This window comes from Pseudomonas sp., assembly GCF_030150285.1.
In the GTDB taxonomy this organism is placed as follows: Bacteria; Pseudomonadota; Gammaproteobacteria; order Pseudomonadales; family Pseudomonadaceae; genus Aquipseudomonas.
Window position 1 is genome coordinate 1 of the sequence record NZ_JASLGE010000078.1, and the last position, 23,283, is coordinate 23,283.

Sequence of the window (23,283 nt, forward strand, 5' to 3'; positions counted from 1 at the left end):
GAACTCAGTAGTGAAACGATGCATCGCCGATGGTAGTGTGGGGTTTCCCCATGTGAGAGTAGGTCATCGTCAAGATTAAATTCCAAACCCCCTGTCTGCTCACGCAGACAGGGGGTTTGTTTTTGCGCTCGAAAAAGTGGCGCTCGAAGCACAGCCGTTGCTTTGAATCGTTCTCTGCGTTCAGGCCCACCTTGCAGTGCGCCAATCTTCCGTGCCCGTTGACCCCTTTATTCCGCGCATAAAAAAACCACCGCGAAGTGGTTTTTTTAAACCCGCAACATCAGTCGCCGTAATAAATACATCCGCTTGTGCAGGTTTCATGAATGCGTATTGCGGACAACTCGGGCAGTAAGGGTTTGAGTTGTTGCCAGATCCATTTTGCCAACACTTCGCTGGTTGGGTTCTCCAAGCCTGGAATATCGTTCAAATAGTTATGGTCAAGTTGCTCATAGAGTGGCTTGAAAATGGCCTTTATTTCGGAAAAGTCCCGGATCCAGCCCGTAGCCGGATCGATATCACCACTCAGATGAATTGCAACCTTAAACGAGTGGCCATGCAAGCGACCGCATTTATGGCCTTGAGGGACGTAAGGCAGGCGATGCGCGGATTCGAAGGTGAATTCTTTGAAAATTTCCACAGTGTTTATAGCTCTTGAAAAGGTGGCTATCGCCAAGGCGATGAATGCAGGCGCACAGTTTAACAGCTAACGCCTTTGGAGCGGCGAATGCGCTCAGGTTCGGGCTGGGTTGGCGATGAAGTGTTCTGCTGGTTCAGTTTCAATTAAGGTACTTAGGATAGAGTCCATAATTTTCATGTCGTCGATACGGGGGCGATGTGAGGTGTATTGAGGTTAATGATGAGGATAATCAAGCGGTTCTGGGCGATAGGCCTACTGGCTTTCTGTGCATTGGCCCTTGGCCGTGACTTGGGTCAGGACGAGGCGCTACGCTTACGACAACAAGGCGTAATTCTGCCGCTTGAGCAGCTTGTGCAAAAAGCCCTTGGCCTTCACGCAGGTGCCAAGTTGCTGGAAGTCGAACTGGAGGAAGATGACGGTCTCTATATTTATGAAATTGAGCTTTTGACCGTTGAAGGCGTTGTGCGTGAAGTTAAGGTCAATGCAGCAAACGGTGAAGTGTTGGAAGATGAGGTGGATGATTAATGCGTTTGCTACTGGTGGAAGATCATGTGCCTTTGGCAGATGAGCTGATGGCCGGGTTGGATCGTCAGGGGTACGCCGTTGACTGGTTGGCCGATGGCCGTGACGCCCTGTATCAAGGTCAGGTTGAGCCCTATGATTTGATTATTCTTGACCTTGGCTTGCCCGGGCTTTCGGGGCTCGACGTGCTTAAGCACTGGCGCACACAAGGGCTCTTGACCCCTGTGTTGATTCTTACCGCTCGCAGTTCGTGGTCTGAACGCATAGACGGCCTTAAAGCGGGAGCCGATGACTACCTGACCAAGCCTTTTCACCCCGAAGAGTTGCACTTGCGCGTGCAGGCACTTTTACGTCGTTCGCACGGGCAGGCGAATCAGCCTTTGCTGAAGTCTGCAGGGCTGCAACTGGATGAGGCGCGTCAGTGTGTTACCCGTGATGGGAGCGACATACAGCTCACTTCCGCTGAGTTTCGCTTGCTGCGTTACTTCATGCTACACCCTCAGCAAATTCTGTCTAAAAGCCACTTGAGCGAACATCTTTACGACGGTGAAACCGAACGTGATTCCAACGTGCTTGAGGTTTATGTCAACCATTTGCGCCGCAAGCTTGGGCGCGACGTGGTTGAAACCCGACGCGGTCAAGGTTACGTCTTCGGGGGCGCAGGGCCGTGAGGTCCATTCAACAGCGCTTGAGTCTGGGACTGATCAGTGTGCTGCTGGTTGCCGGTCTTGTTGTCGGACAAGTTTCACTCTGGTTGTTCGAAAAAGGGCTTGAGCGTTATCTAGAGTCCGGCTTGCAAAATGACAGTGAAAACCTGTTGATTGCTTTGAGCCGTGGGCCTCAAGGTTTGCAATTGGATGAGCGTCGTTTGTCCCCGGCTTACCAGCGGCCTTTTTCCGGGCACTATTTCAGTATCGCCTTTGCCGATAGCCATTGGCGCTCACGCTCTCTATGGGACAGTCCGTTTCCCGAGCCTGATCGGCCAGGATTGGCCAGTGCTTTACAACCTGGCCCTGAAGGGCAAATGCTGTTGGTCCTGCGTACTGATTACAAGCGATTTGGTCAGGCGGTGACCATCACAGTGGCTCAGGACTACACCCCAATACGCGAAAGTTTTAAGCAAGTTCAGCGTATTGGCCTGCTCATCGGATTGTTAGCACTGATTGTGGTTTTGCTGTTGCAGCGGATGACGGTACACCGGGCATTGCGCCCGCTGGAGGCAGCACGCGAACAGATCGCACAGTTGCAACAAGGCCAGCGATCCCAGCTGGATGCCAATGTGCCGCTTGAACTGGAGCCACTGGTGACGCAGATCAACGATCTTCTCGCCCACACAGAAGGCACCCTCAAACGTTCTCGAAACGCGCTCGGTAACCTTGGTCATGCGTTGAAAACACCTCTGGCGGTGTTGATCAGCCTGGCCAGTGATGCTCGGCTTGATAATGATCCCGAGCTGCAGCGCACCCTGCGTGAGCAACTGGAGCAAATACAGCAACGTATGAGCCGCGAGCTTAATCGTGCACGTCTGGCGGGTGATGCCTTGCCGGGTGCTCAATTCGATGCCGATACTGAATTGACGGGGTTACTGGCCACCTTGGGCATGATCCACGGTCAGCATCTTGAGTTGAAGCTCAATGCCTCGCCAGGGCTGCACATGCCCTGGGACCGTGAAGATATGCTGGAATTGCTGGGTAATCTCCTGGATAACGCCTGCAAGTGGGCCGACGCCCAGGTTGAGCTGAACATCCATCAAACCCTGACGGGGTTTGTGATTGAGGTTCAGGATGATGGCCCGGGCATTCCGCAAGCCGAGCGGGCTCAGGTACTCAGCCGAGGCACGCGGCTGGATGAGCAAATCGCGGGTCACGGCCTGGGCTTGGGAATTGTGCGAGATATCGTTGACGTATGGGGCGGGCACATGCAGCTTGGCACAGGAACGCTTGGCGGACTGCAGGTGGTGATTCAGTTGCCGGGGCGCGTGCGTCAAGGTGACAGCTAATTAATGCCAGCCGTCACCGGTTGCATTCGCTTAGACGCGGAACTGATCCATCAACGTTTGTTGTTGATTGGCCAGAGAGTTAAGCGACTGGCTGACCCGTGCCGATTCATTGGCCTGGCCGGACAACGACTCGGTGACATCACGAATGGTCGCTATGTTGTTGTTGATTTCCTCTGCCACGGCGCTTTGCTCTTCCGCCGCGCTGGCAATTTGCAAGTTCATGTCCGTAATCACGGTCACGGCATTACCGATTTGCTGCAACGCCGTGACGGCTTGCCCAACCTGGTCGACGCTGCCTGTCGCTTGTTGATGACTGTGGCTCATTGCGTTGACCACGCTCTGGGTCCCGTTCTGCAGTTGTTCGATGACCTGACGGGTTTCTTCAACCGATTCTTGCGTGCGCCGTGCCAGGTTTCGCACCTCATCCGCTACCACCGCAAAGCCACGCCCGGCTTCGCCTGCACGAGCGGCTTCGATGGCGGCATTCAGGGCGAGCAAGTTGGTTTGCTCGGCAATCGCGCGGATGACTTCCAAAACGGAGCCAATTTTCTCGCTGTTGGCCGCTAACCCCTCGACTTGTGTCATGGCGATACTCATGTTGGCAGCCAAATCGTCGATGCTGCGGGTTGTTCGATCAATGACCGTCAGCCCTTCGCGGGTTGCCTGATCAGCCTCACGTGCAGCCTGAGCGGCTTGAGCCGCGCTGCGGGCCACATCTTGGGCCGTCGCGCTCATCTCATGGGATGCCGTTGCGGCCTGATCGACCTGGCGGTATTGCTGCTCCATGCCCGCGCTGGTTTGGGCCGCAATGGCCGACGACTGGTCGGCCGTACTGCGGGCATCCTGCACTGAGCGTTTAACCTCGGCGATGACCGGTTGTAGCTTATCCAGAAAACGGTTGAATCCACCGGCCAACTGGCCCAGTTCGTCTTTCTTGTCATAGGTCAGACGACGCGTCAGGTCGCCTTCACCGCTGGCAATGTCTTCCAGTCTATGCGCGACATTGAGGATGGGGCGCGTCACGCTGCGTGCCATCAACCAGACCAGCAGCAACCCTAGGGCTGCTGCGAGCGAGCCCAGGGCCAGCTCAATCAGGGCTCCATTGCGGTTACGCTCATCCAGTTCGGCTTGCAGGGCCTGGGCAGGTCCTATCAGTACTTTTTCAGGTACGTCGAGTAAAACACCCCACGGTTTACTGCCGGGAATTGGATGAAATGGCGTCAGCACTTTCAAGCGCTGTGCGCTGTGAATGCTGTGGGCTTGGCCCCCACTGGCCACGAGCCTGACCAGTTGGGCACCATCGTGGGTGTCGACCTGGTCCAGGCGCTGAGCCAGTTTTCCAGCATCGCTGCTAAAACCTGCCAGGATGCCCGCTGCACTGATAATGCTGACGCGGGTTTGGCCGTCATACAGCTTCTGGCTGGCTTGCTGGCTCATAGCCTGCAAGCTGTTGAGGTTGATGTCGACCGAAAGGGATGCAATGACTTTGCCGTTAACGATCAAGGGGAAAACGATGCTGGTCATCAACACGTTTTGCCCGTCGATCGCGTAAAAGTAAGGTTCGATGATGCAGGGCATCAGCGTCTCGCGAGGGCAGGTGAACCATGAATTATTGGCCTGGCCGCTGGGGCCGGTACTGGTGTCGCTCAAGTCGGTTTCTGGCAGCGCCATTGACGTCAGGTGCCCAGGTGTTGGCTGTGACCAATACAACGCAAAGCGTCCCTTGTCATTGCTGCCCAGCTCCGCTTGTCGGTCAAAGAGTGAATCTTTACCGTCCAGCGCGTCGGCTTCAAACACCAGCGACAAGCCCAATAAATCAGGGTTGGCCTGCAAGGCGGCTTTTACTTGGCGGGTCAAGTCTTCACGCAGGTCGAACGCGTCGAGAAAGCGCTTTTCGGATTGTTCGCGTAAGAACAGAACCTGGCGGGCAAAGCCGCTGCCGTATTGATAAGCGTCCATGAATTGACGGCTGATGGCCAAGGCTTGCGCTTCGCCCTGAGCTTCGATGCGGCCCAGTGCCGATTCATTGAGCATCTTTGTACTTGAAGCCTCCACCAGGTCAGTGGTGCGGTCCATGCGATAGAGCGAAAGGCCCACCAGCAAGGCCACGATGCTCAATAGGCAAAGCCCGGCGAGCAGGGTGATTTTCCACTGAATGGAAAGCTGTGTGGGTGACATGGCGACATCCTTTTAAGAGGCTTTGTCTGTTAGCGGCCGCTTTACGTGATTCTTTACCGTTAGGGTGGAACTTATTCGGCCTAAACCACCGGTTAGGCCTTGTAATTGCTAGGGTTAATGCTGCGGTGCCACGCTATTTCAGTGTGCGCAGAGTGGCACTTTGACAAGGTGGCGATGCTGCTGCAAAGTGTGCGCCCTCAAATAACTCCTCCCTTCCAATCCGGCGACTGGAGCTGCAGTCTTTTACCCGGAATTTTCCGCTTTACGGTGTTTTATCGTGGTGCGCGCTATGAGGTTGTAATGATAAATGCAGTAATTGCCGCGGTCGGCATCATGTTGGTGCTCAGTCTGTCTCGCGTGCATGTTGTGATTGCGCTGATCGTCGGTGCCCTGGCCGGCGGACTCGTGGGTGGGCTGGGTATCGAGGCCACGCTCGAGGCTTTCAACAGTGGTTTGGGCGGAGGGGCGCAAGTGGCGCTGTCCTACGCAATGCTGGGTGCATTTGCAGTAGCGATTGCCAAATCCGGCCTGGCGCATGCATTGGCTGACAAAGCACTGATCATGGTAAACCGACAACAAACGGTAGGGGGTAACCGGGTCAAGTGGTTGTTGGTTGGGTTGCTGCTGGTGGTGGCGGTCTCATCGCAGAATATCTTGCCGATTCACATCGCGTTTATTCCGCTACTGGTACCTCCTTTGCTGTACGTTTTGACCAAGTTAAAGATTGATCGGCGGTTGATCGCGTGTGTCATGACATTTGGTCTGATTACGCCGTACATGTTTTTGCCTGTGGGCTTCGGCAATATCTTTCTCAATCAGATATTGCTCGCCAACGTCAGCAAGAGTGGCGTCGACATCAGCCAGGTCAATGTGACTCATGCCATGGCCATTCCTGCGTTGGGGATGCTGGTAGGGCTGTTGGTGGCGGTGTTTATCAGTTACCGGAAAAAGCGTGAATATGACCTGGCCAGAATTGAACAGGTCGAGCAAGTGGCGGTCAATTACAACCCGCTGACGCTGTTGGTAGCCGGTGTTGCCATTGCTGCCGCGTTCATTATTCAGCTGTGGTTGGGCTCCATGATTATCGGTGCACTGGCCGGTTTTCTGATCTTTTCGGCATCGGGCATTGTGCGCTGGCGTGAAACCGACGACCTCTTCACGGAAGGTATGAAAATGATGGCCATGATTGGCTTTATCATGATCGCCGCGTCGGGGTTTGCTGAAGTGATGAAGGCGACAGGTGAGGTCAAGTCACTGGTAGAAGCGTCAGCGGGCTTGATCAATCACAGCAAGGGCATGGGTGCGTTGCTGATGCTGCTGGTGGGGCTGCTGGTAACGATGGGCATCGGCTCATCGTTTTCAACGGTCCCGATCTTGGCCGCTATTTTCGTGCCGTTGTGCGTGCAACTGGGCTTTAGCCCAATGGCCATTGTCTGCATCGTGGGAACCGCCGGAGCCTTGGGCGATGCCGGCTCACCTGCTTCTGACTCAACCCTGGGGCCTACTTCGGGTTTGAACGTTGATGGCCAGCATCACCATATCTGGGACACCGTCGTGCCTACCTTCCTGCATTACAACTTGCCGCTGCTAGCCTTTGGCTGGGTAGCGGCCATGGTGTTGTAAGGCCTTTTGGAAATTGCCGCCGGATGCTTCGGCGGCATAGGTGCGCAGGCCTTAAGGCAGTTCAATGCGGCCGACTTCTCCTGCAACGGTTGGCCAGTCTCCAGCGGCCCAGCGTGCTCTGGCGTTCTGTATCAGTGCCGGGTCGCTGGCAACAAAATTCCAGTTCATTCTTCTGGGACCATCCAGTGGTGCGCCGCCAATCAGCACAACGTGGCAGTCAGTGTGTGCGCACAGGGTCAGTTCTTCGCCCTCGGGCAGCACCACCATTTCCTGCTGTGTCAGGGCCTGGCCATCCAATTGTGCTTCGCCTGCCAACACATACAGCGCCCGCTCCGGGTGTTCCGCCGGGATCAGCAAGGTTGTTGCTGTTTGCATCTGAATATCGGCGTACACCGTCGGTGAGAGCACGGGAACAGGGGAGGTCAGGCAAAACCCGGTTCCTGCAATCAGGCAGATCCTAACGCCCAGGTTATCGCTGACAGGCAAAGTGTTGGCCGAGTGATAGCTATAGTGCCCTTCACCGCTTTCATGCGCCTTGGGCGATGCCAGCCATACCTGTAGCCCGTGAACGGTAGAGCCCTGAGCCATAAGTGCGGCGGGTGTGCGTTCAATGTGAGCAATGGCGGCCCCGGCGGTCATCCAGCTGACGTCACCGGGCCCGATCTGTTGATCAGAACCCAGGCTGTCCTTGTGCTGCAACTGGCCTTCATACAAGTAGGTCAGCGTTGACAGGCCAATGTGCGGGTGTTGACGGATATTGATGCCGCGTCCAGGAGGGTACTCTGTCTGGAGCATATGATCAAAAAACACGAATGGTCCGACACTGCGGCACTTGGCGGAGGGCAGTGGGCGCAAAATCGGCTGGCCTTCGACCTGTTCAAGGCGTGGCCGGATCAGGGTCAGTGGGTGCATGTTTCGGTCCTGGCAAGGTGAGCGTTGAGCATACCTCAACGCTCACCTTGAGCCGGGTGCTTACTGGCTAAATGCACCTTCAGACAAATGCGTCTCGATGGTGACTTCTGCCGTTGTCATGAGCTTGTGCACCGGGCACTTGTCTGCCACACGGTGCAACTCCTGGCGTTGAGCGTCAGTCAGGACGCCTTTGAGCGTCAGCTTGACGTGCAAAGCATATTCGCCTTGTTGTTCATGTTTGGCATAGTGTTTGACTTCAACCGTAACGCCGGTGAGCGGGATGTTTTTCTTTTGCGCGTACAGCTTCACCGTCAATGCCTTGCAGGCACCGAGGGCGGCGTCGAAATAATCATGGGGCGTGGGGGCAGAGTCTTCGCCGCCCATTGAGGAGGGTAAATCGGTATAAATTGGGTGCCCGTCGATATCGATGCTGTGACGAAAACTATCGTGGGACACGGTATTTACGGTAACAGTCATGGCAAACCTCGCAGTGGCAGTAATAAAGGTCTTGATCTTTATAGAGCACGCTGGGGGTTATGCGTTCCATCAGGCAAAAAAATGCCCCGAACCAGTCGGGGCATCCTTATGGGGCCGGGGTAGGCTTACTTGCCTTCCCAGCGCTTCAGAACCAGCGTGGCGTTGGTGCCACCGAAGCCGAAGCTGTTGCTCATCACGGTGTTGAGCGTGACGTTTTCGCGGGTTTTGGTGAGGATCGGCATGTCAGCAACGGCAGGGTCGATTTCATCAATGTTGGCCGAGCCAGCAATGAAGTTGCCTTCCATCATCAGCAAGCAGTAAATCGCTTCATGAACGCCGGCAGCGCCCAGGGAGTGGCCCGACAGGCTTTTGGTGGAGCTGATGGCAGGGGCTTTGTCGCCAAAGACTTCGCGAACGCCTTCCATTTCCTTGACATCGCCTACTGGGGTAGAAGTGCCGTGGGTGTTGAGGTAGTCGATCGGAGCGTCAACAGTGGACATGGCCATTTTCATGCAACGGATGGCACCTTCGCCGCTAGGGGCAACCATGTCATAGCCGTCGGATGTGGCACCGTAACCAACGATTTCAGCATAGATTTTCGCGCCGCGGGCCAGAGCGTGTTCCAGCTCTTCAACCACGACCATACCGCCACCGCCGGCGATGACGAAACCGTCACGCTTGGCATCGTAGGCACGGGACGCTTTTTCTGGCGTGTCGTTGTACTGGGTAGACAGGGCACCCATTGCGTCGAACAGGAACGACTGGCTCCAGTGTTCTTCTTCGCCGCCGCCTGCAAACACGATGTCCTGCTTGCCCAACTGGATCTGTTCAACCGCAGTACCGATGCAGTGAGCACTGGTGGCGCAAGCCGAAGAGATCGAGTAGTTAACGCCCTTGATCTTGAAGGGTGTCGCCAGGCAGGCCGATACGGTGCTGCCCATGGTTCGGGTAACCCGGTACGGGCCTACACGCTTCACGCCTTTTTCGCGCAGGATGTCCAGCGCTTCCATCTGATTCAGGGTCGAGGCACCGCCAGAACCTGCGATCAGGCCGGTGCGCACGTTCGATACCTGATCATCGGCCAGGCCGGAATCAGCGATGGCGTCTTTCATCGCCAGATAAGCGTAAGCCGCGGCGTGGCCAACGAAACGATAAATCTTGCGATCAATCAGTTCTTCGAGGTTCAGGTCAATGGAGCCGGAAACCTGGCTACGCAGACCCATTTCGGCATATTCCGGGTTGAACCGGATACCGGGGCGACTTGCACGCAGGTTAGCGGAGACGGTCTCTTTGTCATTGCCCAGGCACGAAACAATGCCCAGACCAGTGATAACGACGCGGCGCATTCGGATAACCCTTAGAAGTTGTCAGTTGAGGTAAAGACGCCGACCCGAAGGCCTTCGGCGGTGTAAATCTCGCGACCGTCGACAGTGACCGAACCGTCGGCAATGGCCAGGTTCAGCTTGCCCTTCAGGACACGTTTGATATGAATGTTGTAAGTGACTTTCTTGGCGGTCGGCAAGACCTGGCCGAAGAACTTCACTTCGCCCGAACCCAGGGCCCGGCCACGGCCCGGCAAACCTTGCCAGCCGAGGTAGAAGCCCACCAGTTGCCACATGGCGTCAAGGCCCAGGCAACCTGGCATCACCGGGTCACCCTCAAAGTGGCAGGCAAAGAACCACAGGTCTGGAGTGATATCCAGCTCGGCGACCAACTCACCTTTGCCGTACTTGCCACCCTCGTCACTGATATGGGTGATGCGATCCACCATCAGCATGTTAGGGGCGGGCAGTTGCGCGTTACCTGGGCCGAACAGCTCGCCGCGGCTACAGCGCAGCAAATCTTCCCGAGTAAAGGCGTTTTGTTTGGTCATGCGAGCTCCTCAATAATCCCATGCGGCGGGGTGGGGCAAATCTTCCCGACCAACTGAACCCTCTCAGCTCAGTTCGCCAGCCTACACATAGACTATTGCGTTGTAGTGAAAGTCACAGCGCAAAGGACAGGAATGTACACTTGTGCACTGAAAATTTAAATCGGGTCCGTTCAAGGGCCCATTTGGGTGCCTAAGACTGCCGCACTTTTGCGTTTAACGCCAGTCGCAGGTGGCTTTTTAGCCATAAGTTACTGGACTCGGCGTTACAGTGCCTGACCCTGATCAGCTACTTTGGATGACTTGGTAAGGGAATCATTCGTACCGGCCTTCGAGCGTTTTTCCTGTCTTTACTGTCATGTGCCGGCGACCGGGGCAATGATGGGAGCCCTGCTGTAACCCGGCAGTGGCTGGGCGTTTCGAATGATTTCAGCGCTGCCCGCGGCCAGTGCCACCTTATTGGTCAGGGTTACCATAAGCTCCCGGAGCCTTGCCCTTACAGGCTCTCGTGCTCAAGCACAGGGTATTCAAGGCAGATGTGTCGCCTTCGGTGCGGGCGTTATCGGTTGGTGCAGTGCCAGTGGAATTTCAAGCGTGAACGCTGACCCTTGGGCTTGTTCACTCTTGGCGTGCACGGTGCCGCCCATGCGTTCAGCCAGTGCGCGCGCAATGGGCAAGCCCAGGCCTGTACCGCCATAACGCCGTGAAATTGAGCTGTCTGCCTGTTCGAAGGCGTTAAACATCGACTCCAGTTTCGCGGTGCTGATCCCGATACCACTGTCACGCACGGTGCAGGTAAACCAGATTAACGCCGGGTCCAGTGGCTGCCACTGCGGTTCGATACTGATCTGCCCGCGTTCAGTGAATTTCAAGGCGTTGTCGATCAAGTTGACGAGTATTTGCCTAATCCGATTGGGGTCGCCTTGTACGCTCAGTTCGCCCAGCCCCTGCGCAATCGTCAGGTGCAATTGCAAGTCGCGCTGGCCTGCGGTGCGCTGGAAGGTTTGGGTGCAGTTGCTGAGCAGTTCAACGAGGTTGAAGGGGATACGTTCCAGTTCCAGCGCGGAACGCTCGATTCTGGAGAAGTCGAGGATGTCGTTGATAACCTTGAGCAAATGCTCGGTGGACTCTGATGCCAGCGCGGTGTACTCCGCCTGCTCGTCGGTCATTTCGGTGGTTTCCATCAGTTGTAACATCCCCAGTACACCATTCATCGGGGTGCGCAGTTCGTGACTCATCATGGCCAGAAAATCGGTTTTGGCACCGTTGGCCCGTTCGGCTTCTTCGCGCGTTTCAATCAGTTGGGCGATGGTGGCCTGTTGCTTACGGCTGGCCTGCTCCAACCCTTCGGCCAAGTTATTGATGTGTTGTGCCAGGCTGCCCAGTTCGCCGTCGTCGACAATGGGCAAAGGGGCCTTGTAGTCGCCTTGTTGAATGGCTTTAACGGCTTGGCTCATGTCGCTGATGGGTTTGGACAGGTTTGATGCCAGGCGTCTGGCCAGCAGGTAAGTGCACGCCAGGGCAAACAAGGCGAGCAGCAGGGCTTTAAGGAGTAAGGCTTGCTGGCGTTGGTTGAAGGCCTCATTGGACATGCCGACCAACACACGGCCCAAATAAGCGTCTGATGCGCGAGACGCTGGCGAATTGCCCGGTGCGCTGCCATCGGCAGCGGGTACTCCTTGCGTGCGGATTGGGGCTTGGAACACGTCAACAGGCAATGTTTGGGGGGCATGCCCGGCAGTAGCCAGGACGGTGTTCGCGCGGTCCTCGATTTGCGCGAATTGTACATGCGCATTGCGCAGTGAGGCCTGTGTCAGGGTTTCCAGTAGCGCGGTGTCGCCTGACAGTAAGGCGTACTCCGCGGCGGGAGCCAACTGGTTGGCAATCAGTTGGCCTGAGACATCCAGTTCCTGACGTAAATCCTGGATTCGCACAAAGGTAAAAAAGCTGATGAGCAGCAGGGTTAACAGCAACGCAGGGACCAGACTCACCAGTTGGGTTCGGGTATACAGGTCCCACCGGCCAGGGGCGGTCATGGATGATGAGTTCCGTTGGGCCTGAGCCTGATAGCGGCGGTTGAGTACCCCATCGATACGCTCCTCTTTGGCTGGCTCAGCCGTGCTGCTTACTGAAAAAAGATGTTGGGTGGCATGGTAGCTGAGCCGCATGAGTTTTTCAGTTGAGGCTATTTCTTGCCTGAAATCAATCGCCCCTGCAGCCGTGTTAGGGCTGGTCGCGCGAAATGTGCGCCGTATAATGCGGCCATCGCCACAACTCTATAAGACAACGGGATTGCATATGACTGAACAGCGCGCTATCGCGGTCTTGGGAGGCGGAAGTTTTGGCACCGCCGTGGCCAACTTGCTGGCTGAAAACGGCCACGCTGTGCGCCAGTGGATGCGCGACCCGGAGCAGGCCGAGGCCATCCGTCTGCATCGAGAAAACCCGCGTTACCTCAAAGGTATCAAAATTCACCCGGGCGTTGACCCGGTGACTGATCTGGATGCCACGCTCGACGCGTGTGATCTGTGCTTTGTGGCGTTGCCCTCCAGTGCCTTGCGCAGTGTGCTGGCCGCCCATGCACAGCGCTTGACCGGCAAAATGCTGGTGAGCCTGACCAAGGGCATTGAAGCTCATAGTTTTAAGCTGATGAGCGAGATCCTTGAAGAAATTGCCCCGCAAGCCCGAATCGGCGTGTTATCCGGCCCTAACCTGGCCCGAGAAGTGGCCGAGCATGCACTGACCGCTACAGTGGTCGCCAGTTCAGACGAGGCCTTGTGTGTGGCGGTGCAGGCGGCGTTGCATGGCCGTACATTTCGTGTGTATGCCAGTGCCGATCGCTTCGGCGTGGAACTGGGTGGAGCGTTGAAAAACGTTTACGCGATCATTGCCGGCATGGCCGTTGCGCTGGGCATGGGCGAAAACACCAAAAGCATGCTGATCACCCGTGCCCTGGCCGAGATGACCCGGTTCGCCGTCAGCCAGGGTGCCAATCCCATGACGTTTCTGGGGCTGGCAGGTGTGGGCGATTTGATTGTTACTTGTTCATCGCCGAAAAGCCGTAACTACCAGGTCGGCTTTGCACTGGGAGAGGGGCTTAGCCTGGAAGAGGCCGTCGGCCGCTTGGGAGAGGTGGCGGAAGGCGTGAACACCCTTAAAGTTCTAAAGGCCAAGGCGCAGGAATTGAATGTCTACATGCCGTTGGTGGCAGGTTTACACGCGATTCTGTTTGAAGGGCGCACCCTCAATCAGGTCATCGAGCTATTGATGCGCGCAGAGCCCAAAACCGATGTCGATTTTATATCCACCAGTGGTTTCAACTGATCCTGAAGGAGCCGTACATGAACGACGCCAAAAAAACTTCCCAGTACGAGTCCATTATTTTACGCGTGGTGTGGATGCTGATTTTTCTGCTGGTATGGCAAGTGGCGCAATTGTTGCTCGGTGCCGTGGTGCTGGTGCAGTTGGTTTACCGCCTGGTGTATGGGGCCCCGCACGGCGGCCTGATGAGTTTCGGCGACAGCTTGAGCCTTTACCTCGCACAAATCGGGCGCTTTGGCAGTTTTCACACTGAGCAAAAGCCTTGGCCTTTTGCCGATTGGCCCGCCTCAAGTGCACCTGAAGGCGAGGCCCCTTACGTGACCCCCACCAAGACGCCCGAGCCTCGGCCATGAAGCTTTGGGTCATGCGCCATGGCGAGGCTGAGCCACGGGCGGCCACCGACGCTCAGCGCGAGCTGACGGCCCACGGCCGGGAGCAGGTTCTGCGCAGCGCTGCCTTCTTGAAGGGGCAGCCGCTGGACGCCATTTTGGTCAGCCCTTACGTGCGGGCCCAGCAAACGGCCAAGCTTGTACGCGACGCCCTAGGGTTTAAACCCGCGCTGGTCACCGTGCCGTGGCTGACGCCCGACAGCGACCCGGGCGTTGCGCTGCGCGAGCTCCCGGAGGCTGGCAACACGCTGTTGGTCAGTCATCAGCCCTTCGTCGGTGATTTGATCAGCCTGTTGCAGCATGGGCATTATCGCCAGCCGCAGCCCATGCAAACCGCGAGCCTGGCGGAGCTGGAGGGTGAGTGGGCGCTGGCAGGCAGCATGACGTTAGTGGGTGTGCGTCAACCCTGAAGGGTTGCAGAGTCGGGCGAGTGTGGCCGATAGTTGGGCAATGTTTGTTGAAAAATCCTACGACATAAACGCCGCCCAACATTCACCGAGCAAGGAACGACTGATGAGCTTGTGGACCACGCCGCCCGACTTGGCATACCTCAACGGCCTGCGCAAAAACACTATCTGCGATGTGCTGGACATTACCTTCGATGCCTTCGATGACCAGTCGATCACCGCCAGCATGGTGGTGGATCATCGCACGCATCAGCCGTTTGGCATGCTGCACGGCGGCGCTTCGGTGGTACTGGCCGAAACCTTGGGCTCGATGGCCAGTTACATGTGCATCGATACCCAGCAGTTCTATTGCGTGGGCCTGGAGGTCAATGCCAACCACTTGCGCGGTGTGCGCAGTGGCCGCGTGAGTGCCGTGGCGCGGCCGGTTCATATCGGGCGCACCACCCATGTGTGGGACATCCGCCTGACCGACGATAACGGCAAACTCAATTGTATTTCCCGGCTGACCATGGCGGTGGTGCCGTTGGGTGAAGCACCCCCCGCTCGCTGATTCGCGGGCGACAATGGCCGTAGTGGCGTCACTCCTGGCGTATACGGTCATTGATATGGAGAAATTTCCTACAGACAATAGAGGTCGTTTCCTACCTGTGGACGCCTTGTATGTCTCGGCAGATTTTCTTCGCCCATGCCAACGGCTTCCCCTCGGCCACTTATGGCAAATTGTTCGATGCCCTTGCGCCGGACTTTGAAATCGCGCACCTGCCGCAACATGGGCATGATCCGCGTTTCCCAGTGGACAACAATTGGCACAACCTGGTCGACGAATTGATCTTTCACCTGGAGCAGCGCGGTGAAGCGGTAATCGGTGTCGGGCATTCATTGGGCGGGATGTTGCACTTGCATGCGGCCATCCGCTGCCCGCATCTGTACCAGGGCCTGGTGATGCTTGATTCACCCGTGCTCACGCGAACCGATCAGTGGGTGATTCGCGCGGCCAAGCGCTTTGGCCTGATCGACCGCCTGACCCCCGCAGGCCGCACGCTCGGGCGGCGCGAGGAGTTCGCAGACCGTGAAAGCGCGCGGGCCTACTTTGCGGGCAAGACGCTGTTCCGCAGCTTTGATCCCGATTGCTTCGACGCCTATTTGGAGCACGGGTTGCAGGTCGTTGACGAGCGTTTGCGGTTACGTTTCAACCCTGCCACTGAGATCGACATCTACCGCAGCGTGCCGCACACAGCCCCCGGTCGTGTATTTCAATTAAGGGTTCCGTTGACCATTGTGCGTGGACGCGACAGCCGTGTGGTCATGCGCCATCATGCCAATGCGGTTGCGCGCATGCCCAATGGCGAGGCGCTGAGCGTGCCGGGTGGGCATATGTTTCCTCTGGAGCAGCCGCATGAAACAGCCCATTTGCTCAAACATATCGTTGCCCGCTGGGGGCTTCGTCAGCCCAGCCTCTGAAGAGCATCAAGCATGAGCCCTGTGATGGAAGAAATTCGTCTGAGCTTGCCGCATATCGAATTGGCGGCCCACGTGTCAGGCCCCGAAGACGGCGTGCCCGTGATTGCCTTGCATGGTTGGCTGGATAACGCTAACAGCTTCGCCCGGCTGGCCCCCAAATTGCCAGGGTTGCGCATCGTGGCGCTGGATTTTGCCGGGCATGGCCACTCGGATCACCGCCCCCGTGGGGCCGGGTACGCCTTGGCCGATTACGCGTTTGATGTGTTATGTGTGGCTGAGCAATTGGGCTGGGAGCGGTTTGCCCTCATGGGGCACTCCCTGGGGGCGATTGTGGCGGTGATGATTGCGGGCTCATTTCCCGACCGCGTCACCCGGCTGGCCTTGATTGATGGCATTGTGCCGAAGTCCGGGCCGGGAGCCGATACGGCCGAACACATGGGCAACGCGTTGCAGGCGCAACTGCACCATCAACACAAACGCAAATCGGTTCACCCCACACTAGACAGGGCCGTGGCGGCCCGGATGAAAGGCATGGTCGCCGTCAGCCAAGAGGCGGCCGAGCTACTGGCTCAGCGCGGCTTGATGCCGGTGCCGGGCGGGTATAGCTGGCGAAGCGACAGCCGTCTGACGCTGCCTTCGCCGCTACGGCTTAGCGCTGAACAGGGCATGTCGTTTGTTCGACGCGTGACGTGCCCGACAACGCTGGTGGTAGCCGAGGAGGGCATGTTGGCCAGTTATACCGACCTGTTGGAGCGCCTGCCTTTCTCGCAGGTGCGTGTGCCAGGTGGCCATCATGTGCACCTGAATGATGAGGCGGGCGCGATCCTTGTTGCAGACTGTTTCAAACGCTTCTTCAGCGCTTCTTGACTTGCGGTGGCCAACTGCCGAGGCTTGGAGGCTTGAAATGGGAGACAACCATGATAGATCTCTACACCGCTGCGACCCCGAATGGCCACCCGGTCTCTATCGTGAGCACGCTCAATGACACGCCTTCTGCAGGTGAGCCCCGCCGATGAAACTATCCAGACGTTTTATCTGCGTGTTGGGCTTGAGCAGCTTAAGCCCGTTGGTATGGGCCGCCGATGTACCCGGCAGCCAGGATTTACGGGACGTGCCAAGGCTGGCCGACGCGCAAATCATTGATTACACCGAACACCCTGAAGTCGAACGCATCTACCCGATGGGCTCTATCCGTAAAATCAGCGGGCGCCTTCGTTACGAGTCGCAGGTCAATACGCGTGGCCAGACGACCGCCATTACCTATGAGTTGCCGGCCGAGCGTTCGTCCAGCGAAGCGTTTACGGCTGCCCGCGAAGCCTTGCAGGCCAAGGGTGCCGAGTTGTTGTTCTGGTGCCAGGCGCGTGATTGCGGTGAAAGCAGCCTTTGGGCCAACGAAATTTTTGGCAACTCCAAGCTGGTGGGGGCCGACGATCAGCAGTCCTACCTGTTACTGCGCAAAGCCGCTCCCGAGCACAACCAGTTGGTCGCGCTGTACGGCATTACCCGCGGCAATCGAAAAGCGTATTTGCACGTCGAACAGATGCAGGCCAATGCTGACTTGGGCCAATTGCTGCCCACCTCGGCCACCTTGCAGCGCCAGTTGAAAAGCACAGGCGAACTCAACTTCCCCGCACTTACGGGCGAACCTGATGCCCAGTGGCTGAACCTGATCAGCCGCGGATTGAACCTGGATGCCACTTCAAGAGTCACTTTGACGGGCGCTCACGCGGGCGCGTGGCGTGACGCGCTGATCGCCAAAGGGGTTCGTGCGGGCCGTCTCGAACTGGGCGATGCTCAGGTTCAGGGCTTGCGCATCGAATTGCTTCGCTAAACATTTCTCTGCGACGGCTACACTCCCCGTAGCCGTTGTTTCTTTCTGATTCTGTAACGCTCTGCAGGACACACATGCTTAATAACGATCGCCTGCTGGTGCAGATCCTGCTACTGGTGTTGTTCGGTGCCAGTCTGTGGGTGATGGCCCCTTTCTGGTCTGCCTTGTTTTGGGGGGCGGTGCTGGCATTTTCCAGTTGGCCTTTGATGCGTTTGCTGACCCGTGTGTTGAACGGTCGGGAAACACTGGCGGCGAGCATTCTAACCCTGGGCTGGATGTTGCTGGTGGCCGGGCCGCTGGTATGGCTGGGTTTTAACCTGGCCGACCATGTACGAGACGCCACGACCTTTATCAAGGATGTCCAGCTGGAGGGCCTGCCCGAAGCGCCCACCTGGCTGGTAGGGATACCCTTCGTTGGTGAGCGGCTGGATGGCCTCTGGAATACCCTCGACGAGCAGGGGGCCGCATTGTTGGGGGCACTCAAGCCTTACCTGGGGCAAGTAGGCAACTGGTTACTCGCCCGAAGCGCGCAAATCGGCGGCGGTATTCTTGAAATGACACTGAGCATTGTGTTCGTGTTCTTTTTCTACCGCGACGGCCCTCGGCTGGCGAGCTTTGTGCACGGGCTGCTTGAACGGCTGATCGGCGAGCGCGCGCATTACTATCAGGAACTGGTGGCGGGCACCGTGCAGCGTGTGGTGAACGGGGTGATCGGCACGGCGGCGGCCCAAGGGCTGCTGGCGCTGATTGGCTTCTTGATCGCCGGGGTGCCCGGCGCACTGGTACTGGGCCTTGGCACCTTTCTGCTCAGCCTGATACCGATGGGGCCGCCGCTGATATGGATCCCGGCCACGGCCTGGCTGGCCTGGAAGGGGGAGTACGGCATGGCGATCTTCCTTGGCATTTGGGGCACGTTGGTCATCAGCGGTGTCGATAACGTGCTCAAGCCTTACCTCATCAGCCGGGGCGGAAATCTGCCATTGGTGATCGTGTTGCTGGGGGTGTTTGGCGGCTTGATCGCGTTCGGGTTTATCGGGCTGTTTATCGGCCCGACTTTGCTGGCGATTGCCTACAGCCTGCTGCTGGACTGGAGTGCCAGCCAGCAGAGCAAGGACAGGACTTAGCCGAATTTTGGCCCTGAGCGTGTGTTCTTACCCTTGGCCAAGCGATCGTACAGCACCACATTAACGGTGGCGGCGAGGTTCATGCAGCCCTGGGTCGGGATGTAAATCACGTCTTCGCACCAGTCCAGCACGTCCTTGCCCAGCGACCCGTCCTCGGGGCCGAAGATATAAATCGCCCGGTCCGGATGCGTGTACTCGGGCAGGGGGCGAGCCCCTTCAACCATTTCCACCGCGACCGGAATGCAGCCCAATGGGATGATTTTTTTCAGGTCGTCGATGCCGATCAGCGGAATATCCTGATGGATCTTTTTGGTGTCCGTGATGAAGTCGCGGGCACGCTCATAGCGTTTGCCGGTGTAAAACACCGACGCCACGCTGTAGCAACCAGCCGCACGCATCACCGAGCCTACGTTTTCCGGTGATTTGGGGTTATACAAACCAATGCAGCTGTACCGTTTGTTTGCCACGTGCCGTCGCCCTTCAGAAAAAAGACGCGAGTATACCGGCAATGACGCGCCTCGCTAGGCGTGAGCGAGCGCCGCCGACCCGGGAGCGCCAGGGTGAGCGGCGCTCGACAGCGGGCGTGTGGGCCCGCTTCTACCGGCGGGTTACTCGTCTTTTTTCATCAACCCGGCCAGTGCGGCGAACGGGTTGTGGGTGGCCTTGGCGACTTTCGGGCTGCTGATGGAGTTGTCCGAAAAGTACTGTTGGTCGGTGTAGCGCGAGTGTTCGTTGTCGTGGCAGTACAGGCACAGCAGCTCCCAGTTTGAGCCGTCCTGGGGGTTGTTGTCGTGATTGTGGTCGCGGTGGTGAACCGTCAGTTCACTCAGGCGCTTACCCGCAAACTCACGGGCGCAACGACCGCACACGTGGGGGTACATTTTCAAGGCTTTATCGCGATAGCCCATTTCGCGGTCACGCTGGGCATCCGCCAGGATGCGGTCCAGTTTGGCGGTGTGTGACGGTGGGTTGGCCGAACTCATGGGTTCACCTTTTAAGACGAATGACGGTTAGGTCGTGAAGTTTAGCTGTTGATCAGCCTTTGATTTTTTCAGCAATCCAGATGGTGTGACGTGTGCCTTTGTTGCCGTGGGCGAACACCTGCACTTCTTCGGCCTTGAAGCCGGCCTTGCGCAGTTTGTCCGAGAACTGCTTGTCGGCACTGGCAGACCACACGGCCAACACGCCCTTGGAGCGCAACGCCTTGGCGCAGGCGCTGAGGCCGCCGGCTGAATACAGCCAACTGTTGGCTTTTTGCGTCAGGCCTTCGGGGCCATTGTCGACATCCAGCATGATGGCGTCAAAGCCATCGGGTTCAGCCTGCAGCACCTTGGCCACGTCTTCCAGGCGGATCACGGTACGCGGGTCTTGCAGCGGGTTACCGGCTTTTTCGCCCAGCGGGCCACGGTTCCACGCCACAACCCCCGGTACCAGTTCGGCCACCACCACCTCGGCGGTTTTACCCAGGTGTTTGAGAGCCGAGGCCAGGGTAAAGCCCATGCCCAGGCCGCCGATCAGCACCCGTGACCCGGGGCGTCCGGCCACCTTGCGGCACGGAATCTCGGCCAGTGCGTCCTCGGAGCCGTGCATGCGGGTGTTCATCAACTGGCCACCGTCGCCGCCCTGAATTTTGATCACGAAGTCTTCGCCATACTCGAACAGGCACAAGGCACCGCCATTTTCAGGGATCGGGGTGGTGTCGAGCAAAACAAAACGTTTCATGGAAATCTCGTCGAAGAGGGGGCAAAAACAATTGGTTACGAGTAGCCTGAAGGTAGACAACCCGGTCTGGTAACGGAGTGATTGATGAAACGCACTATTCTAACGGCCATTGCATGGGCAGCGCTCTTGATAAGTGCAGTGCAGGCTGCGGATCTGGCACCGACCCCGGCCTTACCGGTGGCCCTGACGCCGGCACCGGGGGCTCCGGGCACGGCCGCACCAACCCCTTATCCGCAAATCACCCCGCGTGCCGTGGCCAAGCCTGCAGCGGGCAATGGCAGCCAGATGCCATTGCCCCCGATTGACCTGCCGCAGCCGCCCAAAGACCAGCCGTTACCGGGTGTAGACGCCAAGGAAGCCAAGGGGAAATTGCCCGCTGACTGATGCCAGCTGCTGCACCTGGCACCGTAGCAGGGCTGAGTTTTACGAGGCTACGTCCGGCGGCGAAGCCGTCGTGAAACCAGGCCGCGCGGTGTTCCTGTTTGATCCGGGACTAAGGATTTACGATTGCTGCGCAACCGGACGTAGCCTCGTTCCTTCGGCAACTGCTACGAACCACGGATTCTGTAGCCGCTGCCGAAGCGCCCCTGAACGGCGGTCCTGTGGCCCGCATCGCAGCCTTCGGCAGCGACTACAGGCGCTAGCCTGTTCGCGATATGTTCAACAATCAAAAGATCGCGAGCAACTTCGATCCCGCCAACACGCTTCGCCGTTAAATCCCCAGCACTTTGAACACAAATGCATATTCCAGTGCCACGTCACGCAGCCCCTGGTAACGGCCGCTCATACCGCCGTGCCCGGCGTCCAGCTCGGTTTTGAGCAGCAGCAGGTGGTCGTCGGTTTTCGTGGCGCGTAATTTGGCCACCCACTTGGCGGCCTCCCAGTACTGCACGCGGCTGTCGTTGTACCCGGCAATCACCAGCATCGCCGGGTACGCTTGGGCCACTACATTTTCATACGGTGCGTAAGCTTTTATGCGGGCGTACACCTCGGGGTCTTGCGGGTTGCCCCATTCGTCGTACTCGGTGACGGTCAGCGGCAGTTCCGGGTCGAGCATGGTGTTGAGCACATCCACAAACGGCACTTCGGCAATGGCGGCCTTGAACAGTTCAGGGCGCTGGTTGAGCACCGCCCCAATCAACAATCCCCCCGCGCTGCCGCCACTGATGACCAGTTGATCGGCTCGGGTCAGGCCCTGGTCGATCAGGTGTTCGGCGCAGGCGATAAAGTCGCTGAAGGTGTTGGGCTTGTTCGCCTGTTTGCCCGCGCGATACCAGGCTTCACCCAGTTCTCCACCGCCGCGCACGTGGGCGATCGCGAACGCAACACCTCGGTCGAGCAGGCTCAAGCGCGCATGGGAGAACCATGGGTCCAGGCTTTCGCCATAGGCTCCGTAGCCATACAGGTACAACGGCGCAGGTTGGCCTACGGCATCGCGCCTGACCACCAGGCTGATGGGCACGTGTGTGCCGTCTGCGGCGGTCGCCCAGAGCCGCTGGCTGACGTAGTCATCGGCATTGAAAGGGCCCAGCACCGGTGTTTCTTTCAGTACGGTTTGCTCGCCTGTTGCCAGCGTCAGTTGCCGCACTTGCGCCGGTCGATTCAACGCCTCGTAGCGCAAGCGTATAAAGGGGTTGTCGAACTCAAGGCTGTCTTGCACGTATAGGCTGTAGGCCGCGTCCGGTAGCTGCACGCGATACGACGGCAAGCCATTGGGGCGTATCTCGATTATCGGCAGGCCGCCTTCACGCAGGCTCAAGCACAGCGCGTTGGCATTCAGGGTCAGGCCTTCGAGCATCACGGCATCGCTGTGGGCGACCAGGCGCTGCCAGTCACTGCGCTGGGGCACCTGTGCGGTGGCGACATACAGGGCAAAGTTGATGCCGTCCTGATTGGTGCGGATAAACCAGGCCCATTGGCCCTGATACAGGCCGTGGTCAACGCTGTAATCGTGGTCCTCAACCCGGGGTGCCAGGCACTGGAAGGGGTGCTGCGGCTGATCGGCGTCTACAACCCAGCTCTCACTGGTGGTTTTACTGTTAAGCAGCAGGATGAGTTGGCGCTCGGAACTGGCGCGGTAGCAATGCAGGAAAAAACGCCCGTCGGGCTCATGAAACACTTCATGGGCCAGGGGTTCGCCCAAGGTATGACGCAGCAGTTTGTGCGGGCGATGGGTGTCGTCCAGCGTTGCGAAAAACAACGTATTGCTGTCATTGGCCCACGTCATGCTGCCGTCGGCGTCCTCGAAGGGCAGCTCGGTGACGTCGCCGCTGCTCAACGTCTTGACGAACAGGCGGTAGGTTTCTTCGCCGCTGGTGTCCAGGCTGTAGGCCAGGCGCTGGTGGTCGGGGCTGATGCTGAAAGCCCCCAGCGCGATAAAACCACCATCGGCCAGGGCATTGGGGTCCAGCAATAACTGCTCGGCACTTTCGTCCACGGTTTGGCTGTCGTCGGCCGGGCGTGGGCAGCGATAGTGACGTGGGTATTCGTCGCCAGCGTGGGTGCGTGTGTAATACAAAAACGGCCCCCACGGGGAGGGCAGCGACAGGTCGGTCTCGCGTATGCGGCCTTTGATCTCTTCAAACAGCGTCTCACGCAATTCGGCCTGATCGGCCAGTTGCGCTTGTTGGTAGCTGTTTTCCGCTTTCAGGTAGTCCAGAACCTCTTCGCTGTCGCGATTTTGTAACCATGAATACGGGTCAGCCCCCTTGGCTTTGCGTGCGATTGGGGGGCTGTTTGCGTAGGCTGATTCGGTCATTGGGTGTTTCCTGAAACCTGCGTGAAAAGAGATGAGGCTGACGGCAGTGCAG

Annotated in this window: 24 protein-coding genes; 13 read left to right on the forward strand and 11 right to left on the reverse strand. The window is 57.9% G+C overall.

Annotation, left to right across the window (positions count from 1 at the left end):
• Positions 1-280 precede the first annotated feature (280 nt).
• Positions 281-637: a 6-carboxytetrahydropterin synthase QueD gene (gene queD / locus Q1W15_RS17945; protein WP_048382918.1), complete on the reverse strand. Its 357-nt coding sequence runs from the start codon at positions 635-637 to the stop codon at positions 281-283.
• A 216-nt stretch (positions 638-853) separates the two neighbouring features.
• Between queD and Q1W15_RS17950 the strand changes: the two genes are divergently transcribed.
• Genes Q1W15_RS17950 through Q1W15_RS17960 form a run of 3 tightly spaced genes read left to right on the forward strand, consistent with a single transcriptional unit; the run spans position 854 to position 3,158 of the window.
• The gene (locus Q1W15_RS17950) at positions 854-1,162 is read left to right on the forward strand and encodes a PepSY domain-containing protein (RefSeq protein WP_300730734.1); all 309 of its coding nucleotides are present in this window, start codon (positions 854-856) and stop codon (positions 1,160-1,162) included.
• Positions 1,162-1,830, forward strand: coding sequence for a response regulator transcription factor (locus Q1W15_RS17955; protein WP_300730735.1), 669 nt, complete (start codon positions 1,162-1,164; stop codon positions 1,828-1,830). Before Q1W15_RS17950 ends, Q1W15_RS17955 begins: the two co-directional genes overlap by 1 nt.
• The gene (locus Q1W15_RS17960; RefSeq protein WP_300730736.1) at positions 1,827-3,158 is read left to right on the forward strand and encodes a sensor histidine kinase; all 1,332 of its coding nucleotides are present in this window, start codon (positions 1,827-1,829) and stop codon (positions 3,156-3,158) included. Before Q1W15_RS17955 ends, Q1W15_RS17960 begins: the two co-directional genes overlap by 4 nt.
• A 30-nt stretch (positions 3,159-3,188) precedes the next feature.
• Here the strand turns inward: Q1W15_RS17960 and Q1W15_RS17965 are convergent, their stop codons facing one another.
• Positions 3,189-5,336 (reverse strand): methyl-accepting chemotaxis protein, encoded by a 2,148-nt coding sequence (locus Q1W15_RS17965; RefSeq protein WP_300730737.1) that lies wholly within the window; start codon positions 5,334-5,336, stop codon positions 3,189-3,191.
• A gap of 303 nt (positions 5,337-5,639) precedes the next feature.
• Between Q1W15_RS17965 and Q1W15_RS17970 the strand changes: the two genes are divergently transcribed.
• Positions 5,640-6,959 (forward strand): Na+/H+ antiporter NhaC family protein, encoded by a 1,320-nt coding sequence (locus Q1W15_RS17970; protein WP_300730806.1) that lies wholly within the window; start codon positions 5,640-5,642, stop codon positions 6,957-6,959.
• A 51-nt stretch (positions 6,960-7,010) separates the two neighbouring features.
• Here Q1W15_RS17970 and Q1W15_RS17975 read toward each other — a convergent pair whose 3' ends face one another.
• The 5 genes from Q1W15_RS17975 to Q1W15_RS17995 all read right to left on the reverse strand — a co-directional run bounded on the left by Q1W15_RS17975 (position 7,011) and on the right by Q1W15_RS17995 (position 12,254).
• Positions 7,011-7,871 carry a pirin family protein gene (locus tag Q1W15_RS17975; protein WP_300730738.1) on the reverse strand — a complete coding sequence of 287 codons (861 nt, stop codon included), beginning with the start codon at positions 7,869-7,871 and terminating at the stop codon, positions 7,011-7,013.
• A gap of 60 nt (positions 7,872-7,931) precedes the next feature.
• Positions 7,932-8,348: an OsmC family protein gene (locus Q1W15_RS17980; RefSeq protein ID WP_300730739.1), complete on the reverse strand. Its 417-nt coding sequence runs from the start codon at positions 8,346-8,348 to the stop codon at positions 7,932-7,934.
• Between the two features lie 125 nt (positions 8,349-8,473).
• Positions 8,474-9,694 (reverse strand): beta-ketoacyl-ACP synthase I, encoded by a 1,221-nt coding sequence (gene fabB, locus Q1W15_RS17985; protein WP_300730740.1) that lies wholly within the window; start codon positions 9,692-9,694, stop codon positions 8,474-8,476.
• A gap of 11 nt (positions 9,695-9,705) precedes the next feature.
• Positions 9,706-10,221, reverse strand: a complete 516-nt coding sequence (fabA, locus tag Q1W15_RS17990) for a 3-hydroxyacyl-[acyl-carrier-protein] dehydratase FabA (RefSeq protein ID WP_300730741.1) — start codon at positions 10,219-10,221, stop codon at positions 9,706-9,708.
• 524 nt (positions 10,222-10,745) lie between these two features.
• The gene (locus Q1W15_RS17995; protein ID WP_300730742.1) at positions 10,746-12,254 is read right to left on the reverse strand and encodes an ATP-binding protein; all 1,509 of its coding nucleotides are present in this window, start codon (positions 12,252-12,254) and stop codon (positions 10,746-10,748) included.
• Between the two features lie 262 nt (positions 12,255-12,516).
• On the opposite strand from Q1W15_RS17995, the gene Q1W15_RS18000 reads away from it, so the two are divergent.
• The 8 genes from Q1W15_RS18000 to Q1W15_RS18035 all read left to right on the forward strand — a co-directional run bounded on the left by Q1W15_RS18000 (position 12,517) and on the right by Q1W15_RS18035 (position 18,751).
• Positions 12,517-13,542, forward strand: a complete 1,026-nt coding sequence (locus tag Q1W15_RS18000) for an NAD(P)H-dependent glycerol-3-phosphate dehydrogenase (protein ID WP_300730743.1) — start codon at positions 12,517-12,519, stop codon at positions 13,540-13,542.
• A 17-nt stretch (positions 13,543-13,559) separates the two neighbouring features.
• On the forward strand, positions 13,560-13,892 hold the full coding sequence (locus Q1W15_RS18005) for a DUF4389 domain-containing protein (RefSeq protein WP_300730744.1): 333 nt from the start codon (positions 13,560-13,562) through the stop codon (positions 13,890-13,892).
• Positions 13,889-14,338 carry a phosphohistidine phosphatase SixA gene (gene sixA, locus Q1W15_RS18010; protein WP_300730745.1) on the forward strand — a complete coding sequence of 150 codons (450 nt, stop codon included), beginning with the start codon at positions 13,889-13,891 and terminating at the stop codon, positions 14,336-14,338. Before Q1W15_RS18005 ends, sixA begins: the two co-directional genes overlap by 4 nt.
• 103 nt (positions 14,339-14,441) lie before the next feature.
• Entirely contained in the window at positions 14,442-14,885 is a 444-nt protein-coding gene (locus Q1W15_RS18015; RefSeq protein WP_300730746.1) for a hotdog fold thioesterase, read from the forward strand.
• Positions 14,886-14,995: 110 nt separating this feature from the next.
• Positions 14,996-15,796, forward strand: coding sequence for an alpha/beta hydrolase (locus Q1W15_RS18020; RefSeq protein ID WP_300730747.1), 801 nt, complete (start codon positions 14,996-14,998; stop codon positions 15,794-15,796).
• A gap of 12 nt (positions 15,797-15,808) precedes the next feature.
• Positions 15,809-16,663 (forward strand): alpha/beta fold hydrolase, encoded by an 855-nt coding sequence (locus Q1W15_RS18025; RefSeq protein ID WP_300730748.1) that lies wholly within the window; start codon positions 15,809-15,811, stop codon positions 16,661-16,663.
• A gap of 145 nt (positions 16,664-16,808) precedes the next feature.
• The gene (locus tag Q1W15_RS18030; RefSeq protein ID WP_300730749.1) at positions 16,809-17,627 is read left to right on the forward strand and encodes a DUF4892 domain-containing protein; all 819 of its coding nucleotides are present in this window, start codon (positions 16,809-16,811) and stop codon (positions 17,625-17,627) included.
• A gap of 74 nt (positions 17,628-17,701) precedes the next feature.
• Complete coding sequence (locus Q1W15_RS18035) at positions 17,702-18,751, forward strand: AI-2E family transporter (RefSeq protein ID WP_300730750.1); 1,050 nt, start codon at positions 17,702-17,704, stop codon at positions 18,749-18,751.
• Here Q1W15_RS18035 and Q1W15_RS18040 read toward each other — a convergent pair.
• From Q1W15_RS18040 to Q1W15_RS18050, 3 genes are all read right to left on the reverse strand, one after another.
• A complete protein-coding gene (locus Q1W15_RS18040) occupies positions 18,748-19,218 on the reverse strand; it encodes an RNA methyltransferase (protein ID WP_300730751.1) in 471 nt (156 codons plus the stop codon). The two genes, Q1W15_RS18035 and Q1W15_RS18040, sit on opposite strands and share 4 nt — an antisense overlap.
• A gap of 141 nt (positions 19,219-19,359) precedes the next feature.
• The gene (locus Q1W15_RS18045) at positions 19,360-19,734 is read right to left on the reverse strand and encodes a YajD family HNH nuclease (RefSeq protein WP_300730752.1); all 375 of its coding nucleotides are present in this window, start codon (positions 19,732-19,734) and stop codon (positions 19,360-19,362) included.
• Between the two features lie 52 nt (positions 19,735-19,786).
• Entirely contained in the window at positions 19,787-20,473 is a 687-nt protein-coding gene (locus tag Q1W15_RS18050) for a hypothetical protein (protein ID WP_300730753.1), read from the reverse strand.
• An 84-nt stretch (positions 20,474-20,557) separates the two neighbouring features.
• Between Q1W15_RS18050 and Q1W15_RS18055 the strand changes: the two genes are divergently transcribed.
• Positions 20,558-20,857, forward strand: coding sequence for a hypothetical protein (locus tag Q1W15_RS18055; protein ID WP_300730754.1), 300 nt, complete (start codon positions 20,558-20,560; stop codon positions 20,855-20,857).
• A gap of 328 nt (positions 20,858-21,185) precedes the next feature.
• On the opposite strand, the gene Q1W15_RS18060 is transcribed toward Q1W15_RS18055, so the two are convergent.
• Entirely contained in the window at positions 21,186-23,231 is a 2,046-nt protein-coding gene (locus Q1W15_RS18060; RefSeq protein ID WP_300730755.1) for a S9 family peptidase, read from the reverse strand.
• Between the last annotated feature and the right edge of the window lie 52 nt (positions 23,232-23,283).